Source organism: Oribacterium sp. oral taxon 102 (assembly GCF_013394775.1).
Lineage (GTDB): Bacteria > Bacillota > Clostridia > Lachnospirales > Lachnospiraceae > Oribacterium.
Genome location: NZ_JABXYT010000001.1, coordinates 2,433,975 through 2,453,275, shown reverse-complemented (window position 1 = coordinate 2,453,275; position 19,301 = coordinate 2,433,975). Strand labels below are relative to the sequence as shown.

Here is a 19,301-nt window from a genome sequence, read left to right as displayed (position 1 = left end):
TAAGCTATACAGAAATAGTAATAGAATTTGTTCGCGAAATTTACAAAGCCCAGTATGAAAATAAACTAGGAGGTACATTATATGGCAATTGCACAAGATGCCTTTTTTTATTCTAGATGATATAGCTACAGGATTGGCGACTGGAGTATATCGTAGAATTGGCAGCGTAGTAAGATGGGCAATCGGTCCTAATAAGGGACAAATAGCAAAGCACCTTAAGCCGATTGACTTACCAGCAGCAGAGCAGGCACAGGGCATTGGTGTTAAAACATTGCAGTTTGTAAAACAGCATAAAAAAGGAACCATAATTACTGTAGCAGGTGTAGCAGCTGTTGGCACTGGTGTTTGGGTTTATAATAAAGTAAAAACCATGAGCCAAAGGTGGTAACAGAATTTAGAGCTGCTTTGAGGGTGTATATTGAAGTGATTAGAAATGGCAAAATGGATGTTGAAAAGATAAATAATCGAGAGTATGAAAGTTTTTTCCTTGTAGCCGTTACGGTAGTCGTGGGAGTCGAAGCGCTCGGATTTTCATATCGAGTGTGTGAAGGAATCTCTGTAAATAGGATTTCCTGTGATAGGATTTATGCCTGAGGGATTACAAAAAGCAGCGTTATCGGCCTTCAGATGGTTGCTTATTTTATAACGGATACAGGTTGACATGTCAACAGCGGGCGGAGAAATCCGCTCGTTTCGGCTGTTTATCGTATCATTCGGGAAGCCGGTCTTCGTACATGATCGACAGCTCGCCGTAACCCTGCCCCCAGTTCCGGATTGGCATGCTCCATTTTTTCGCAGCTTCAAAGGTGGCCAGATACAGGGCCTTCAGAAGAGCCTGGGCACTGGGGAAAATGCTTCTCTGACGGTTCAGCTTGCGGTATGTGGCGTTCAAACTCTCGATCGCGTTCGTCGTGTAGATGACAGTTCTCACATTTGCGGAAAACTTGAAGATCGGAGTGATGACATCCCTGTCGCGTTCCCAGCGTTTCAGGGCGTTCGGATATTTCTCCGACCACTTTTCTGTGATCCGGTCCCGGTTGGCGCGCTCCTGTTCCTCGTTGGGAGTATTATAGATCGTTTTGAGGTCATTGGCGAAGGCCTTGCGGTCTTTGCCTGCCACGTATTTTAAAGTGTTCCGAACCTGGCGGACGATGCAGCGCTGATATTCTGTCTTCGGGAAAGCCGTCTGGATCGCCTCGCGGATCCCAGTCAGCCCGTCAGTGCAGATGATCAGGATATCCTTAACCTCACGGTTCTTAAGGCTGTTGAGGACGGCCAGCCAGTACTTGGCATTCTCGTTATCGCCGACCTCGATCGTCAGGACGTCTTTCTTTCCTTCGCAGCTGATCCCGAGGATGACGTAAGCCGTCATCCTCCGAATGATCCCATTATCCCGGACGGAGTAGTGAATTGCGTCGATGTAGAGGACGGGGTAGATGTCGTCGAAGGGCCGGTTCTGCCAGTCCTCGATCTGGGGCAGGATCTTATCCGTCACGTCCGATATGAAGCCCTCAGAGGCCGCAAAACCATAGATATCCATGAGCGTGTCGGAGGTCTGACGGGTGGTCATCCCCTTGGCATATATGGAGATGATCTTCTGATCGATGTCAGAAATGTCTTTCTGCCGCTTCTTGACGACTTTGGGCTCAAACGTGAACTTGCGATCCTGCGGGACGTCGATTCGCATGGAACCGTAGCTGGAGTTGACAGTCTTTTCCTTGTAGCCGTTACGGTAGTCGTCGGAGTCGAAGCGCTCGAATTTTTCATATCCGAGGTGCTCATTCATCTCGGCTTCCATCATCTCCTTGAGGGTACCGCCGAGCAGGTCTTTGAGAGCATCCTGGATATCCTCGGCAGTCTCAATGTCGTATTCCTGTAGGAGTTGCTGGATGATCTGGCGTTTGCCTTCGGTCATCACGACTTTGTGGACGGGTTTCTTTTCTCTTTTTGCCATAGTAAAGGCCTCCTGTGATTAGTGTATATCACAGGAGAGCCTGAAGGAATTCCTTATTCCGTTTTTACAGAAAAACTTTCATACTTTCGCCCCTGACTCTGTATTGACATGCACAAATGCCACGATATAACGCGGATAAGGGGAAAAGCCGATATCATCAGCCTTGCCCCAGTGTATCAATTGCCTCAACTAATCGAACTCATCTCAAAAAAGAAGGCAATGCTTAAAACTCAACAAAGCACAATCCATGAATCTCAGACGAAGTTTTAAGAATTATGGGCAACAAAAAGCCAGTACAGGAAATAACGAATGAAGAATCGATCCGCGGGCTCTATGGCTTGAAATGAAAAGTAATATCGAAATATCTGTCTATCACTGAACAAAAACACTTCTTCGTAGCGAAAACCAATAAAAAGTAATACCGAATTCATTTCATAAAATCCACGTTTTTAAAGCATTTCAGTAAGGGTTCGGTATTACTCGTCATTCGGTATAACCAAGTCATGCCAGGTGTGCATTTTGGTCTGATACCTTTGATCTGATATAGCCAAAATATGTTTTGCGGTTGCGAAGAATTATATATGAATTTACATAAATTAATGCTAATATATGCATGTGCTTTTGTATTTCCATCATTTGATAAATGGAGCGTCATCATGATTGTGTCATATAACGGTTTATGGAAATTACTGATTGATAAGAACATGAAGAAAATGGATCTGGTTCAGAAAGTGGGAATCAGCACTAGTACACTAGCCAAGATGGGAAAAGGTGAGCCTGTATCGCTTGAAGTGTTGGGGAAGATCTGCGATAAGCTCGGATGCGATTTTGGTGACATTATTAATTTCACCAGAAGCTAATAGAGGGAGAATTCATAATGGGAGTTTGTGCATTAGTTGACGAATTGAATCGACTTAGAAAATCGTCTAGCGATTCTATCGATAGTGAGAAGAGCTTCGATGAATTTAAAAGATATATGCATATCCGCAGAAATGTGGAGGATGATCTGAAAAGTATTCTTCGTGATGTAAGGACTGGTGAAATCAAGAGCCTGTTTCTGCTATGCGGCAGTGCTGGAGATGGTAAATCTCATATACTTTCGTATTTAAAGAATTGCAATGAGGAGAATTTGCTTGATGGATTTCGAATTCATAATGATGCCACGGAAAGTAGTTCGCCAAGTAAGACTGCCGTTGAAACACTGAATGAAGTGCTGGACGGTTTTTCAGATGAAAAACTTGAGATGCCGGGTGAAAACATGATCCTGGCAATTAATTTGGGTGTATTAAATAATTTCATTGAGTCGGAATTTGGCCAAAGATTTACGAGACTCAAAGAATATGTTGAAAGTCATAGCATTCTTACCAATGATGTCGTAGATAACCATTATGAGGAATCGAGCCATTTCCAGCATGTGAGTTTTGCAGACTACCAGTTGTTTACCCTGTCCTCTGCAGGCGCAAGGTCAAAATATATTGAGGAGATCTTGGAAAAGATATTTGGATCTGAGGATGAAAGTCCATTTCTTCAGGCATTTCAGCATGGATGTGGGCAATGCCCTCTTCAGAAGAAGTGCCCGGTTCGCTACAACTATATGTTCATGCAAAAAGAAATTATTCGTAAATCTGTGGCGGATTTACTTGTGAGGGCAATTGTCAAAGAAAAGGAGATACTCACTACACGAGAAATTCTGAATTATTTTTATGATATTACTGTCCCGCAAGATTTCACTTACAATAAACTCAATGATTCCCTTTCCAATACAGAAAGTGCGATGAAATTATTTGTGGCTGATATGACACCTAATCTGATTTTTGATCAAGATGGTGTTTCGAAGCTAATGAACATTGTAAAGAAAAATGATCCCCTCCTAGAAAGAAATGAGGCAGGGGATGACTTTGCTGTTGAGTATTACGTAGCAACTGATTGCTCTCATATTCTGAAGGAAAATTTTAAAGATAGAGAATACGGGGAGTACATTCTGCAACCTGAATGTATAAAAACTATTAATCAGGACAGAGAAATTAAAGCCGAACTTTTTAAAACCTTGATCAGAATCAACGCTATGGAGAATAATAATTTCAATGATTATGTATATCAATATTACATACACGACTTATATATTTTTAATGCCGGGAAAAGAAAAAAACTCGGTTCAATATACAATGCAGTTCAAAAAGCTGTAATGCAGTGGTGTGGAACAGACGGAAAACATCATGTCTGTCTGGATTTACGGAATAACAAATATTCGCTATACGAAGAGGTTGAATTTGAAGAGAATCTGGAATGCATACCAGCCGAAAATAATGCAGAGGAACTTCAAAGGTTTTCTCCAGAACTTCTAATCGGATATGAGTCGGAAAATCAGCAACCGGTTTTCTTAAATATTGATTTTCAGCTTTATAAGTTATTGGTTAGATTAAACAATGGCTACGTGCATACAGCAAGCGATAGAAGCAATCATGCAGATTTTATTAGCTTCGTTAACAGAATTTTGAATACTGGAAATGCCAATAACGAAGTCTTTGTGTTATCTGAGAATGGTGAACATTCAGCACTGTTAAGAACGAAATTTGGCTATAAGTATGAGGTGATCCGATGAAATATATCATTTCTGAAGAAGCATTTAAGGAAAAATTCAATTGGAAATCAACCGAAGAGAAGAGTGCTGACTCCCTTCGGATCACACATACACAAGATCAGAGATTTCATCTGTTCCCTTATAAAGCTAGTGGAAAAACCGCATCACCTCTAGTTGTAAATATGGCTGAGGCGATTGCTGATTTTATTAAGGAATCACTAAGAGTAAGTTCCCCTGATACTTCGTTTGAACATGTATGGAAAAAGATACTTGATGAGGTAGATGTTGAGTCCAAAGATGAAGAGCCTCTAAAAAAAATAATAAGTTCTCTTTTTTATAAGGATAATGAGTTCATTGCGGATAACATCGGGCTATATGCATTTCAGGGAGATTCTCAAAACAAAAGCGCCGTAAGACTGGCACAATTTCTTCGAGATGTATTTGATATCGATGACAATGTTTTAGAAGCCATTAAGATAGCGATGAAGAATTATCCATATAATGCGCTGGAAAGATTGATGACAGAGTGTCTGGGAACAGAACAAAGCGTTTCTACTAAAAATGATCCTGTATATTTTAGGATTTTTGATGACGCTTCAATAAAGTTCGAACGTGATTTTCGTTATATGTTGGAAAATGGAATGACTTCCCCAGAAGACCTTTCTAATCTGATTTCTCTATATTACTTGTACTATACCTCGCAAACCTGCATTATGCTCGATCACTTTGGGAGCGCTAATCGGAATGCTCCAGTAGAAATATATTTTGCTCTTGATTGGGAGAAGGTAAGTGCGAATAGAAAATGCTGCACCGGAGGATGGCGAAAACTCCAAGAAAATGTGTCACATATATTCAGCCACGCAGTCACGTTGGAGCTTTTGAACCAAACAGAAGAGCCAAATGAGATGCTGGATTACAAAAAGATTGCGGATTACGTTAAAGGAGGCCTATTAGATGATCATGCCACTGCATCAGAGGTCAAGAAGATTGAAAATCAATATATAGATGCAGTGGGTGATTACAAAAAGTTTGATCAGGTTCAGAATGAGGAAAGCTTCAGTGAAACGGATTCAGCTATTAGACATTTATTTGGTTGTGTGCTTGTTCAATTCCAGAATACTGAACGAAAAAGGGCAAATGATTTCTATGTTGAGAAATTAACTGAATTTTATAGAAATAGATGGCTCAAGAACAGGCGTAAAAGTGGATTGGTTTTCAATTTAACAGAAAGCGACATTATTTTTCTAACCAAAATATCTATACAAGATAAGGAACGCATCAGATTGGTGGACTTGTTTAAAGAATATGAAACAAGAGGAATCTACCTGGACAACACATCAAAGGCATTGCTTCAGGAGTTCTTCACAAAGCTGAATCTTTTGGATAAAAAGAGCGATAGCGGGGATGCACAGTATGTTAAACGAATTTTATGAGTTTATTGCAAACAGAATAAATCAGTATTTCCAGGAGCAATCTGGTGCTGGAATGCTACTACCAGGAGAGAGTTTCTGCTTAAAACTTGACGATGACGACATGGTTCAAAAAGTAAGCCATGCGCTAGAGACGTTATTAGATAAAAACGGAAACAAGGGCAAGTATTCTTATTATTGCATGGATGGTTCCATGTATTCGACATTTACAATCCGTGTAAAAGACAACGAAGTGATTGTTGCCGCACAGGATCCCAATATGACGAGTGATTTTCTTGGCGCATCACTCCGGAATGCTGCAAATGAAGAGAGAAAACCGTTGCTGATGGTGACTGCAAGACCAATTGACAGCGCTCTTAGTGGATCTAGAGATATGTCCGCAAAAGGCATGCCCTTTTATGCTGACAATTTGGTTTCTGAAATAAGAGAAATGATTTCCACGAGTACAACGTTGTCTTTGGTGGAAAAAAATATTCTCAAGTATGAGCTGGATCGTAGGGAAGAAGACGTATTTAGCGATAAAGCTTCACTTTACGAATATAAAGAGTTGCTGGCAATTATGAGCAGTGGAAGTATAGATGAAAGCGTATTTCCGGGATTCCGTCTTTTTTATATCAATGGAAAAACTGAATTTGATACCTATGGGGAGAATCAGATCAAGAAGGAGATTCGAAGAGATCATGAACTTTTCGAGAGAATAGACCGAAGTGTGCACTTTGGGAATGTAGAGACTGATTTATCTGCTGACTTTGATGATCGATTCATTAACAACATTATTTCCAGAAAGAATAAGAATACCGAACAATGGAGCAGATTATTAACATATGCACAGGTACTTGCTGCTATGGAGCGTAAGCAAGCTAAGAAGGATAAGCCATTATTAATTGAAAAAGAAAATATTTATGCCTACCGGGATATGGAGCTGAATCAATATGTTGATGACGTCGAACTCTTTATTCGAAACGAGGGGTCTCAGAAGGCAAAAAAACGCACGAAGAATATCTTGATTTTTAATGCGGACAGTTATCCTGTTGTTCACTTGAAAGTGGATTGTAACATTCGGATTCTAAATTCTGGAGTGAATTCTGATGCAAATGCCTGCGAACGCGATAAAAATGCATTTATTTTTAGTTTCGAGGATGAGCAGACAGGGTTTCATAGAATAACTATCTCTGATGAGACAAACAAGATTACCTATGTATTAAAAGTTTGTATCCTAAATATTTCGGCGCAGTACATGATGCCGACGATCAAAACTTCTTTTGTAATAGATTCCAACAAGAATAAGAAAAAATGCAGGATCAAATTATTAGGGATTGGAACAGATTTAAGCTTTAACCAAACAGGCGAGACGGTTGTTCCAGAGAAGCTGGAAGATAACAAGCAATATGACTGTGACTATAGAACTCGGCTGACGCTAACCTCAACAGAGGATGAACTTTCCAATTATGGAAATGGAATCAGTCTGGATATAAATTTTGCAGGAGTTCTTGTGCCGTTTGTCCTTTATCCTGATGAAGCAAAAAGCCAAGAAATTACTGGAAGGAGAATACTGAGAGACAAGTTATCATACCACAATAGCTTTAACTTGTCTGGTGATGGACAAATCCAGAGGGATTCACAGGAATACTTTGTTAAAGGACACTTGGCAAGGGAACTGAATATTGAAAATACGATGATCAATTGCAGGGTGTCAACTGGCATTATAAATGATGATCAAGATAATAAAAATCCGAAGATTCAAGTAGTCGACTTGCAACTTAGCTCAGCCTTGAAGTCATCTTATTTAAATTATCTTGATGCATTTAAAGGAAAAGAGACTACTCCAACATTGGCATATATTGGAGATGAAGAACTCAAGAGCGCAGCTGAACAATATCTCAATGCATTTATAAATGAATTCGCCCAACTAAAAGAGCGTATGACATTGACGCTAGAGCAGCAGAATGCTTTGCAGCTTGGAATGCTTATTGTTGGAAATGATGCATCGGAAATTCTTTTAACACCGTTTCATCCGTTGAATGTTGCCTATCAACTGTTGTTACTAAATGAGCATGATATGGAACATGCGTCTGATGTCGTCATTGACAGGCTGAATTCTATATATTTATTGCCATACATTCAGAGAAAGCGAACTGTTTATAAGGTCTCTGACCAAACATATTCTCTTGAATGGAAGTACTATGCCCCGGCAAAGAATCGCAAATATATGGGCGGGCGGAGATACGTAGCAAAATTGGTGGAAGATAAAGTTGAGGAATTCACAAGTCATTTCCGCTATATATTTGATGAGATAAATAACCGTGTAATAAAGATAAATCTCATTAATATGGGCGATTGTAGAGAAATTCTTCAAGGCATAGCTCAGTACTATTGTCATGCCGTAAAGCGTACTCCCGATGTAGATAAATTACTTAAATTCGAAATAAGGGTTTATTCAAATGATACCTTGGATAATTCATTCAATTTCTTAAAGAATAGAATTGAGCTAAAAAGGTTCCTGGATGATCAGAAACTATCTATTGATTCAGGCACAGCAATGAATAATCTTGAAGGAATTATCGCTAAGAACGTTCATTGTTTCTTTATCGAGGATAGTGGGAATAATTATAAATATGCCCATATTACTTTTTACGAGATGGAATCTGAGGTGACTTCTGAGATCGCCACGATGGATCAAATCGCAACAGGCGTTTCTCTTGGCGGATTATTATCAGGTGTTCCATCGAGCAGATATGGTCAGAAGTATCGTACCGGATTTGGATCTAAATATGCCAAAAAGTCCGAATTGGAGAAATTGGCAGAACTGATAAATTCACTGAGTCAGGTGAGCGACTCCGGAAATCCATATCAGCCAGGTGTAAGTATTTCTACTCAGATCAACGATGATGCCGAAGACAAAATGAATTATATTTATCAGTCTTCAAATTGGGTAGTATTCGTAGATCCAAAGGTTGATCTGGATTTCTTCTGTGAAAAAGAAGCCGGGAATGATCTTCTGATTATTCATTATAGCGATCAGTACACTTCAAGCAGCGGATATGATGCGATTACTGTTACTCATAAATCCAAACAATATGCCAATGTCATTCAGGAGTACCTGGCTGATAAAGGAGTGATGGCACAGCCTTCTGACGTTGGAAGAATAATTAATCTTTTTAATGCCATAAATGGTGACTGGTTACTCAGACTGGTTTCTTCAAAACGGATGGTAGGAGTAAATAAGGATTCCACCTTCTCTCGCGAGAAAATAAGCATTATTGCAGCTATTAAATTGATGCTTGCCTATCTGAAGCATTCAGATATTCTATGGGTGCCGATCTCTATGGAGGAGATGCTCAGAGTGTCAGGAGGGGTAGGTCTGTCACAGAATGATGGGATTTTATCAGCAAAGAATCTTGGATTTGAAAAAGGTTCAACGAGCGACGATTTGCTTTTTGTTGGTATACATCAGAACAAAGGCCAACTGAGGGTATATTTTTATCCGACGGAAGTGAAGACTGGGAATAATGCACCATCCGTTATCTCAAAGGCATTTGAACAAGCTGCGCATACAGCGGATGGCTTGCAGAATGCTTTTAATCCGGATGAAGACAAAGATTCCATCATGTATAAAGTGAATCGTAATTTTATGATGCAGCTGGTTATTAATAGCTGCAAAAAAATGCAGGTTTATCATGTGGATGATTCACAGGATTGGAATATTGTACTGGATACCTTCAGAGAGCAGCTTTTAAACGAAGAGTTTACCGTATCTACTAACATCCGAGATCTTCTTGGGAAAGGGGCGGTTTTATCTTTTAAGAAAGGACTCTTGGAACGCACAACATCCTTTAAGGAAGATGCAATTAACTTTTTGGAGTTGCCCGAAGCTGATGAATATAATCTGATACTTAAAGATGTGAACAATATTTCTGAAATCCTAAGAAATCCTGGTAGTGGAATTGTGCCACTTGGGAAAATGCAGGTAGATGATCTGAACGGAAATGGGGAGAGTATAAAATCAACGCCATATGATGAAAAAGATGACCCGGTAAAACCTATATTGTCAGATCAGCCGGAACCTTTTGCAACAAAACCCGAACAACCAGAGATACCAGACGAGCCGGAGAAACCAGAACTTCCGGAGCCAAAGACAGACAAATCTGATGTTGTCAAACTTGGAAATGGAATTAGAGTTAAATTCGGTAATAACAGGATGGATGGTTCACCTGTTTTTTGGTATCCAAATGATACTCGGCAGGTATTCCATACCAATACAGGTATTATCGGAACGATGGGAACAGGAAAGACTCAGTTTACGAAGTCTTTGATTACCCAATTGTATCGTAATGCTTCGAATAATGTGGATGGAGCTCCGCTTGGAATACTTATTTTCGATTATAAAGGCGACTATAACGATACAAAACCTGATTTTGTAGATGCGGTTCATCCGCTTATTGTGGCTCCGTATCATTTACCGTTTAATCCACTTAGCTTGATCGAAGGTGGAGGCAAAAAGAACCTATTACCAATACATACAGCCAATGCTTTCAAAGAAACATTATCAACGGTATTTAACCTTGGCCCTAAACAAGACAGCATCTTGATGCAGTGCATGACAGCTGCATATCAGAGTAAAGGAATTACTCCGGCAAATGCATCAACGTGGTCAAGTACACCACCAACATTCGAGGATGTTTTTAACATCTACATGGATGATGATGACATTAAGAAAAACGACTCATTGTTTGCTGCAATGTCAAAACTGCATGATTTTGAAATATTCGAACCGGATGCAAATAAAACAAAGTCACTGTACGATTTATTAAATGGTGTGGTGGTGGTGGATTTGTCCGGATTTGCTGGGCAGGACGATATACAGGATCTTGTAGTGGCCATCACGTTGAATCTGTTCTATTCTCAGATGCAGACATATGGTTCAAGTAAATTAGACGGCAAGCTTCGTCAACTCACAAAGTTCATATTAGTTGATGAAGCGGATAACTTTATGAGTAAGGATTTTCCAGCGCTAAAAAGGATCCTTAAGGAGGGACGTGAATTTGGTGTTGGTACGATACTGTCGACGCAGTTCTTAAAACATTTTGAAACAGGAGAAGATAATTACGCAAAATATATTCTTACCTGGGTAGTTCACTGTGTAGCAGATTTTAATCCTTCTAATGTAGATTTCGTTTTTAACACAGAACCAAAGAGTAAGGAGGAGCAAAAACTATTTAACGACATTAAGCAACTTAAGATGCATAACAGTATTGTTAGAATTGGAACTGGCAAACCAATATACCTTGAAGATTTGCCTTTTTGGAAGCTTATCAAAGGCGAAGAATAAGCGCATCTTGCAAAATACAATAACAGGTTGAATAAAGAGTAAAGAAGCAGTATACTTAAGTATACTGCTTCTTTGTGAGGATGATATGGATTACGTATACAAATTTCCGGTAGTGCGAGGCATACAAGCAAGAAGAGAATACTACATCGCGATGGTTCCACTAAAAATGATTTCACGTTTGTTCCCGAACGATGAGGAATATGTTTTACCAGAATACCGTGCACAGCGGAAACTGAATGAGGCGAGGGTTCCTGTTATAAGCAGATATATTCTTGATAATCGCGATAATTATGTGTTTTCAGCCCTGGCTACTTCCATTGATGGAAAGTTTTCATTCAGGCCCAATAACGAGAACAGGGATACCGGTGTTCTTGAGGTTTCAATGGATGCCAGATTCCTGATTAATGATGGTCAGCACAGGAAAGCCGCTATACTAGAAGCACTCAAGGAAGATGAAACTCTGGATAATGAGACCATTCCTATTGTTTTTTTTGAAGACAAGGGACTGGCGAGAAGCCAGCAGATTTTTACAGATTTAAATAAAAACGCTGTCAAAACTTCAAATTCTATTTCTGAGTTATACGATTCTAGAGATACGCTTGCTGTGATTACCCGGAATGTGGTTAACGCAAATGACTTTTTGAATGCCTACACGGATAAGGAAAAGGATATTTTAGGCAAATACTCTTCGAACTTATTTACGTTAAACACGTTCTATACGGCGAATAAATATATATTCCAAACTGGGGATATTCAGAATAAGAAGCGCGATGAAGCATTTCTACAAAGATTCTGGGATTCCGTGGCTAATAACATGGTTCAGTGGAATGAACTTCAGTCAAAGGAGATTTCCAAAGTCGATTTGAGAGAGAACTATATTGCAACCCAAGGGATCGTGATTCAGGCTCTGGGAAGAGTCGGGCGTTATTTCTTTGAACATTCTGAATCTAATATCGAAGGAAAGCTGGAGGGTCTTAGGAAAATCAACTGGAAGCGAAATGCCAAGCAATGGCAGATGCGGGCAATCCGAGAAAATGGCCGGATTATCACAAATAAACATGCAGCAATTTTGATTGCGAATACGATAAAAGAGAAGATCGGCATTCCTCTTTCGGACGACGAAAAATCCGCGGAAGAGAATTTTAAGAAGATCATAGTTAAGTGATTGGAGAATTATGTCTAGTAGTATCACGAAGGAAACAATTGAAGGAATGATGGAGACGGTTAGGAATCTTTATCTTGCAGACTCTATTCCGTGGGTTATTGGATATTCAGGGGGAAAGGACAGCACAGCGACCCTTGAACTTGTCTGGCTTGCGATAAAAGAGTTACCTGAAGAAAAGAGGCTTAAGCCAATCCATATTATCAATACAGATACATTGGTTGAATCGCCGCTTGTATCAAAGTGGGTAGAAAAATCCCTGGAGAAGATGGAGGCCGAGGCTGGAGCTAATCATCTACCATTTGTTACGCATCGCCTTACTCCGGAAGTCAATAATACCTTCTGGGTGAACTTGATTGGAAGGGGGTATCCGTTCCCGCGACTTAAGTATAGATGGTGTACGGACCGCCTGAAAATTCAGCCGGTGAATAAGTTTATTAAGGACCGCATAGCGGAGCACGGAGAGATCATTCTTGTATTAGGAACAAGAAAGGCAGAAAGTTCTCGCCGTGCTCGGACGATAGCCTTTTATGAGAAGAAAAGGGTTCGTAAACTCTTAAGTCCTAATCCGACCCTGGAGAACGAGCTTGTCTTTTCTCCTTTGGAAGATTGGACCGATGATGATGTATGGGTATTCCTGATGCAGTACAAAAATCCATGGGGTTATTCCAACATGGATCTGCTGACTCTGTATCGTGGTGCCACAGCTGATAATGAATGTCCTTTGCAGGCAGAAAAGAATCTCCCGAGCTGCGGGAAAAGCCGCTTTGGATGTTGGGTATGCACCATGGTCGAAAAAGATAAGTCCATGGAAGCAATGATAGCAAATGATGACGAGAAGGCTTGGATGACGCCGCTTCTAAATTTCAGAAATGAATTCGGATCAGAGGATGGCGATCGAAAACGCCGCAGCTTCAGAAGAATGAATGGCTCATTGCAGGGAAGCTACGGACAGCTTTATCACGGCCCATATAAGAAAGAAGTGCGGGAGAAGTGGCTACGTGAACTTTTGACGATGCAGAAAAATATTCAGGAGCACGGTCCGGAGGACTTTAAGAATCTGGAACTGATTACGATTCTGGAGTTGAGAGTCATTAGAAGAATCTGGGTAAATGAGAAGCGTGAATTCGATGACGCTGTACCCAGAATCTATAAGGAAGTTATCGGAAAAGAGTTTGTAGATCCTGAATGGATTGGTTCCGAGTCTTTTGGAAAAGAAGAATGGGATATTCTGATGGATACCTGCCATGACTTATATGGAGACGAGGAACTGATGCCTGAGTTAATGGCTAGTCTCATCGACGTTGAAGTTGAAGCAAATGGTATGGCAGAACGTAAGGGAATCATTGAAAAATTAGATGGCTGTGTAAGAAAGACTTTTTATAAAAATGAAGAAGACGCCACGAAGTTCTATTTAAAAAGGGTTAATCGTCAGAAGGACGTTGGTGGTAAATACGATGAAAAGTTTCTTGAAGAGTATGTTCGTGAGCATGGTACCTCATATGCTGCGAGAACAGAGTACGAGGATGTAGACGCATGATTATTAAACGCTTAACGATGCATAATTTTGGCGTGTATGCATCTACAAACACATTTGAATTCTCAGGGAAAAAGCCAATTGTCCTGATCGGTGGTTTGAATGGACGAGGGAAAACTACTTTTCTTGAAGCTGTATTGCTTTCTCTCTATGGCGCTAATTCCTTTGCGTATAAAGAAAGCTCATTTAATATATATGGACAGTATTTGCGCTCATTTGTAAACCTTTCTGATGGAACCAAGAAAACTTATGTGGAGTTGGAATTTGATCTAAATAATGCGGACCGAGATCTTTACATGATCAGGAGAGAATGGTCTGCAGTAAATAAAGTCCGCACAACAGAAGAGATACATGTTCTGAAGAATGGATCCTATAATTCATTTCTTACTGAAAACTGGTCAATGTTTGTTGAGAATATTCTTCCCAGTGCACTTTCTAATTTCTTCTTCTTTGATGGCGAAAAGATAGCAGAGCTTGCGGTTGATAATACGAATTCTCAGCTTAAAGAGTCAATCAGAGCTATGCTGGGGATTTCTATCCTGGATACACTGAACAGCGATATGCATAGGAACATAAGAAAGCTTCAGAAAGCCGTAAGTGCATCAGCAGAAACAAAAGAAATTGATAGGCTTCGAACCCTGAAAGAAAATGCTGAGGAAAAATTCAGCCAGGTAGAAGCAGAGATTACTACGAAGGATGCAAAGCTCGCAACATTAAAAGAACAGTGCGAACAAAAGAAACTGGATTATTCTGCCCGAGGCGGAGATGTTGTCGGTAAAAGAGATGGATTGCTGGCTCAAAGAGCAGAGGTACAGGCTCAAAGACAGCAGAGCAGAGAAAATCTTTCTCAGTTGGCGGCAGGAGAACTTCCGCTGATATTGGTAAGGGATCTTCTGAATAATATCATTGAGCAAGCTGTGAAAGAAAAAGAGGTAGCTGTAAGGAAACAGGCAGTTACATATGTGAATAGCGTATTTACCAAGTACATAAAGAAAAATAAAGATGCGGAACAGGTATCTTCATTTATAAATTACCTTGATACTGACTCTGCGAACAATTTAGTTAAACCAGTCTATAATCTTTCAGACAATTCATTGCTTCAGGCACGTCAGTTAATAGATGGTGGCCTGTCTAATACTGTAGAGAGTGCTGCGCAGGAGCTGGATCGACAGAGCAAATTGAGTAAGAAATCAGATGAGATTGAGAACTACCTTTCCATTGATATCAATGAAGAGGAACTCAAAAAGGTCTATACCGATATCCGCCTTATGGAGCAGCAAATCAGAGATACTGAGGCAGATCTGGCTATTCTTGAACAGAAGAGGAGTACTGCTAACGGCGAGCTGATGAAGGCAACGTCTGAGTTCAATAAAAATGTTTCTGTGCTGCTTGACAATCTCGAAGCAGATGATGATAAGAAGCGTGACATCAAATATTCCGAGATGGCGGTAAGGGTACTGAATGAGTTCTCAGTACGTCTGCAGAGAAAAAAGACAGGTCTTTTAGGAGAAACGATAACATCCTGCTATAAGAAACTGGCTAATAAGAAGAACCTGATTGATCAGATCACAATGGATCCGGTAACGCTGGATCTTACTTATCTGAATAAGGATGGCGTGGAAGTAGAAAAGACTGCTTTGTCTGCAGGGGAAAATCAGCTGATGGTAATCTCAATCCTTTGGGGGTTGGCAATTTGTTCAAAGAAAAAGCTTCCAGTTATTATAGATACTCCTCTTTCAAGGTTGGATTCGAATCATCGTAAATCATTGATTCAGACTTATTTCCCTCAGGCGAGTGAGCAGACAATCATTCTTTCAACCGACTCTGAGATTGATCAGAACTACTACCAGCTGATGAAGGAAAATGTTGGGGATGAGTTCACACTCTGCTATGATGATGAGAGTAAGAGTACAACTATTCTGAGGGGATATTTTGTGGGTGACGAAAAATGATAATGAAGCAGATCCGTTTATCACAGCGGTCGAAAGAAAAATTATCCCGATTGAAGGGAAAGACAGGCATCAAAAACTGGAATATATTATGCCGTTGGGCTTTATGCTATTCACTTAGTGAGAAGACGATCCCGACTGATGTTGAGATACCGGCAGACAGCAACTTGGAAATGTCCTGGTATACATTTGGCGGGGAATACAGCGATCTATATGATGCTTTGCTCCGTGCCTGGTGCATTGAAATGGGGTTGCCGGCAGATGATGCAACATTGCAGAAGTACTTTCATCTAAATCTTGAAAGAGGAATAGCACATCTAAGCGGTACAGGATTTATTAAGAGCCTCGACGATTTAATTTCGCTGGCCGTGAAGGAGCGGAAATGAGCGTTTATCTTGATTATAATGCAAGCACGCCAATCGACCCAAGAGTCCTTGACGTTATGATTGAAGTCTATCGCAACGATCCAGGTAATGCCGATAGCAGAACCCATGATTTTGGCGAGCAGGCAAGGAAAGTTACAGAGAATGCACGTAAACAAATCGCTGAACTACTTGGTGTGACTCCGGAAGAGGTCTTTTTTACAAGTGGATCAACAGAAAGCAATAATATCGTGATCCAAGGCTTAAAAGACTATGCTGAATCGACTGGAAAAAAACATATCATTACAACTGCAATAGAGCATAAATCAGTGCTTAATACAGTGAAATACATGGAGTCCCAAGGATTTGATGTTGATTATGTATCTCCGGATCTTTCCGGTAGAGTATCGGCAGAAGATGTGCTTAGTCGTGTCAGAGAGGACACACTCCTTGTTTCAATCATGCATGTGAATAATGAGACTGGGACGATTCAACCCGTAAAAGAAATTGGCGATGCATTGGCTGATAAAGATGTTTTTTTCCATGTTGATGCTACCCAAAGCTGCAGCAAATTGGTAGATCAGATCCGTGACCTGCATTATGACATGTTGTCTATGAGTGCGCATAAGTTTAGAGGTCCCCAGGGAATAGGAGCACTCATTCTAAGAAGGCGCAATTACAAGCTTCCACCGGTTAAGAATGTTTACTTTGGGGGACAGCAAGAACATGGATTACGCCCCGGAACGACTCCAGTTGCGCTTGTTGCTGGTATGGGAAAGGCCTGTGAACTGGCTCAGGCTGAGTATAAGGAAGAGGCAATAGAAAATAAAGCGATTCGAGATGAGATGCTGAATCTCTTAAAGAAAGAAGGGGTTCGATATGAGCTGAATGGGGATCCTCAATATTGCATAGATAGTACCCTGAATATCTGCTTCGATGGAGTTTCTTCAGAAGCTCTGATGCTGTCAACAAAGCAGTACTGCGCTATTTCTAATGGTTCAGCATGTACGTCAAGAAGCTATGACCCAAGTTACGTGCTGGCAGCCATGGGAATTCCGGTTGAAAAGATTGAGAGTTCTGTGCGGATCAGTTGGGGATCTGGAGTAAATAAAAGAAATATTCTTGACAACTTTAAGAAAATGTTGAGTGTCATAATAAGCTTGGCGATTTAAGTATGAGGAAGGAATATGCATGGATTACGATTTATCTGTAGTGTAATCGATATTCAAGAAAAAAAGCATTCCTGTGAAGCTGACTTCTATTCACAAGCCGGTTTCTGTTATGAAAAAATGCATTTGGGATAAAAAAGCCTTTGCTTTTTAAAAATTGAAAATTTTAAATTTGCCGCACAACTTTGAGATCCTAATTGTTGGATCAAAAGATTTGTTTTTGATGAATCAAGAAGGAGAGAAATTATTCAATCTTGAACGTTCTTTCAAAATACAAGGGAGAAAAGTGGTCAGTAATTTAATAAATATGGATTTTCTGTCAGATGGTGCTGTGTTTGAGCAGTATGCGACTTCTGGGAGATGTCCACGCCGACTGGTAGCATACAATGAACAAACGGCGAGAAAAATCGCTAATAGTTATTCCTTCAGGTCAAAGGTTAGTGCTAAGTTTGGAATTGAACTCAATCAGGATGACAAATTGTGCATTAATTCAAAGGAAGATGCTGAAAGGTTAGTTGATATACTGTGCGGTCGAGCAACAACTGATTTTTTGACGAGAATAAACCGGTGCAAGTGGACCACAAGAAAGCATGGGGAGCCAGGATATGAAACAGCGATTATTTTTAACGACTGGATTCATAATGTCCTATCTTCCGCTTTGGATAATAGTGAGGTGGTATACTAAAATTGTAACACCCGTGGCTTAATGAGTATAATAAGCTTAGTAAAGGAGCAAATCATTATGTCGCAAAAGTATGAACCAGAATTTAAGCGTAAAATCCAGCAAAGAATGCCAATCCATAAGCCAGAATAATCCGACTGCTTTTAATGAGGCAGATCTCATGAAGGAGAACTATCGGCTTCGTCGTGAGCTGGAAGAATCCAAAAAGGAAGTGCTCTTCTAAAAAAAAGCAGCGGCATTCTTTGCGAAGGAAATCGGTTAACGGCTTACCGATTCATCGACAATTATAAAGATCTTTTCGGCATCCGTTGGCTGCTGCACAGACTGGATATCTATCCAAATGCATACTATAGCTATAGAAGGCATCGCAAGGCGGCTTACTGGGAAGAAAAACAACGCATCAAGGATCAGATTGAAGAAATCTATCACAAACACAATGGCGTTGATGGTTACCGTATGATGCGGGCCTACCTGAAACGAGCAGACATTGTTTTGAGCCCCCTGACAGTGTATAAATACATGAACATGGAACTGGGATTATGTCTGTCACCCGCCGTAAACGCCCTGAATACCGTAAGGAGACAGCTCATAAGGTATTCCCCAACATCCTGGAGCAGGATTTTGACAGCAATGAGATCAATACAAAGTGGTGTATCGATTTCACCTACTTGTTTTTAGAAAACGGAGAAAAATGCTACAACTGCACAATCCTGGCTGGATCTTCACGATCGAAGCGTTATTGCAAGCATCACAGATAGGAATATGACTGCAGATCTGGCAGTTCGAACCCTTCGTAAAGCGATAGAATCACAGCCTGAAATCAAAGGCGTACTGATTCTGCACAGCGATCAGGGAAGTCAATACATATCAAAGGAGTTCGTCGAATACTGTGAACGTATGCGAGTCACCCAAAGCATGAGCAAAGCCGGGTATCCATACGATAACGCCCCGATGGAAAGGCACTTCAATACACTGAAGAACGACCTGATCAATGAGCACAGCTACAAAACGGAGGACGAACTGTACAGAAACATTGAGGAATACGCTTATGTCACATACAACCATGCCCGTCCACATTCATACAACGGATATAAAACTCTGTTCGAGGCCCGGAACTTTATGAAATTTAAGCCATAAGTGTTACAA

The 19,301-nt window shown here is 40.4% G+C and carries 12 protein-coding genes and 1 pseudogene; 12 read left to right on the top strand and 1 reads right to left on the bottom strand.

Going from position 1 to position 19,301, the window contains the following annotated elements:
- Positions 1 to 97 precede the first annotated feature (97 nt).
- Entirely contained in the window at positions 98 to 388 is a 291-nt protein-coding gene (locus HW273_RS10980) for a hypothetical protein (protein ID WP_179012297.1), read from the top strand.
- 321 nt (positions 389 to 709) lie between these two features.
- Here HW273_RS10980 and HW273_RS10975 read toward each other — a convergent pair whose 3' ends face one another.
- Complete coding sequence (locus HW273_RS10975) at positions 710 to 1,954, bottom strand: IS256 family transposase (protein ID WP_179012295.1); 1,245 nt, start codon at positions 1,952 to 1,954, stop codon at positions 710 to 712.
- Positions 1,955 to 2,610: 656 nt separating this feature from the next.
- Between HW273_RS10975 and HW273_RS10970 the strand changes: the two genes are divergently transcribed.
- The 11 genes and pseudogenes from HW273_RS10970 to HW273_RS11600 all read left to right on the top strand — a co-directional run.
- Positions 2,611 to 2,814, top strand: a complete 204-nt coding sequence (locus HW273_RS10970) for a helix-turn-helix domain-containing protein (RefSeq protein ID WP_179012551.1) — start codon at positions 2,611 to 2,613, stop codon at positions 2,812 to 2,814.
- Between the two features lie 17 nt (positions 2,815 to 2,831).
- Positions 2,832 to 4,556 (top strand): DNA phosphorothioation-dependent restriction protein DptF, encoded by a 1,725-nt coding sequence (gene dptF / locus HW273_RS10965; RefSeq protein ID WP_179012292.1) that lies wholly within the window; start codon positions 2,832 to 2,834, stop codon positions 4,554 to 4,556.
- Complete coding sequence (gene dptG / locus HW273_RS10960; protein ID WP_179012291.1) at positions 4,553 to 5,968, top strand: DNA phosphorothioation-dependent restriction protein DptG; 1,416 nt, start codon at positions 4,553 to 4,555, stop codon at positions 5,966 to 5,968. Before dptF ends, dptG begins: the two co-directional genes overlap by 4 nt.
- The gene (locus HW273_RS11605) at positions 5,949 to 11,294 is read left to right on the top strand and encodes a helicase HerA domain-containing protein (RefSeq protein ID WP_179012289.1); all 5,346 of its coding nucleotides are present in this window, start codon (positions 5,949 to 5,951) and stop codon (positions 11,292 to 11,294) included. Before dptG ends, HW273_RS11605 begins: the two co-directional genes overlap by 20 nt.
- Positions 11,295 to 11,379: 85 nt before the next feature.
- Positions 11,380 to 12,459 (top strand): DNA sulfur modification protein DndB, encoded by a 1,080-nt coding sequence (gene dndB, locus HW273_RS10950; RefSeq protein ID WP_179012287.1) that lies wholly within the window; start codon positions 11,380 to 11,382, stop codon positions 12,457 to 12,459.
- 10 nt (positions 12,460 to 12,469) lie between these two features.
- Positions 12,470 to 13,996 carry a DNA phosphorothioation system sulfurtransferase DndC gene (gene dndC / locus HW273_RS10945; protein ID WP_179012285.1) on the top strand — a complete coding sequence of 509 codons (1,527 nt, stop codon included), beginning with the start codon at positions 12,470 to 12,472 and terminating at the stop codon, positions 13,994 to 13,996.
- Positions 13,993 to 15,945, top strand: coding sequence for a DNA sulfur modification protein DndD (dndD, locus tag HW273_RS10940; RefSeq protein ID WP_179012283.1), 1,953 nt, complete (start codon positions 13,993 to 13,995; stop codon positions 15,943 to 15,945). Before dndC ends, dndD begins: the two co-directional genes overlap by 4 nt.
- 2 nt (positions 15,946 to 15,947) lie before the next feature.
- Positions 15,948 to 16,328 (top strand): DNA sulfur modification protein DndE, encoded by a 381-nt coding sequence (dndE, locus tag HW273_RS10935; protein ID WP_243206797.1) that lies wholly within the window; start codon positions 15,948 to 15,950, stop codon positions 16,326 to 16,328.
- Entirely contained in the window at positions 16,325 to 17,476 is a 1,152-nt protein-coding gene (locus HW273_RS10930; RefSeq protein ID WP_179012280.1) for a cysteine desulfurase family protein, read from the top strand. Before dndE ends, HW273_RS10930 begins: the two co-directional genes overlap by 4 nt.
- Before the next feature lie 217 nt (positions 17,477 to 17,693).
- Positions 17,694 to 18,158: a hypothetical protein gene (locus tag HW273_RS10925; protein ID WP_243206796.1), complete on the top strand. Its 465-nt coding sequence runs from the start codon at positions 17,694 to 17,696 to the stop codon at positions 18,156 to 18,158.
- A gap of 97 nt (positions 18,159 to 18,255) precedes the next feature.
- Positions 18,256 to 19,292, top strand: a pseudogene (locus HW273_RS11600) (IS3 family transposase); the annotation flags it as partial.
- Between the last annotated feature and the right edge of the window lie 9 nt (positions 19,293 to 19,301).

What these genes read in the sequence shown, in the direction of transcription:
- HW273_RS10980 (WP_179012297.1), top strand. Translation starts at nt 98, where the DNA reads ATGCCTTTTTTTATTCTAGATGATATAGCTACAGGATTGGCGACTGGA.
- HW273_RS10975 (WP_179012295.1), bottom strand. Translation starts at nt 1,954, where the DNA reads ATGGCAAAAAGAGAAAAGAAACCCGTCCACAAAGTCGTGATGACCGAA.
- HW273_RS10970 (WP_179012551.1), top strand. Translation starts at nt 2,611, where the DNA reads ATGATTGTGTCATATAACGGTTTATGGAAATTACTGATTGATAAGAAC.
- dptF (WP_179012292.1), top strand. Translation starts at nt 2,832, where the DNA reads ATGGGAGTTTGTGCATTAGTTGACGAATTGAATCGACTTAGAAAATCG.
- dptG (WP_179012291.1), top strand. Translation starts at nt 4,553, where the DNA reads ATGAAATATATCATTTCTGAAGAAGCATTTAAGGAAAAATTCAATTGG.
- HW273_RS11605 (WP_179012289.1), top strand. Translation starts at nt 5,949, where the DNA reads ATGTTAAACGAATTTTATGAGTTTATTGCAAACAGAATAAATCAGTAT.
- dndB (WP_179012287.1), top strand. Translation starts at nt 11,380, where the DNA reads ATGGATTACGTATACAAATTTCCGGTAGTGCGAGGCATACAAGCAAGA.
- dndC (WP_179012285.1), top strand. Translation starts at nt 12,470, where the DNA reads ATGTCTAGTAGTATCACGAAGGAAACAATTGAAGGAATGATGGAGACG.
- dndD (WP_179012283.1), top strand. Translation starts at nt 13,993, where the DNA reads ATGATTATTAAACGCTTAACGATGCATAATTTTGGCGTGTATGCATCT.
- dndE (WP_243206797.1), top strand. Translation starts at nt 15,948, where the DNA reads ATGAAGCAGATCCGTTTATCACAGCGGTCGAAAGAAAAATTATCCCGA.
- HW273_RS10930 (WP_179012280.1), top strand. Translation starts at nt 16,325, where the DNA reads ATGAGCGTTTATCTTGATTATAATGCAAGCACGCCAATCGACCCAAGA.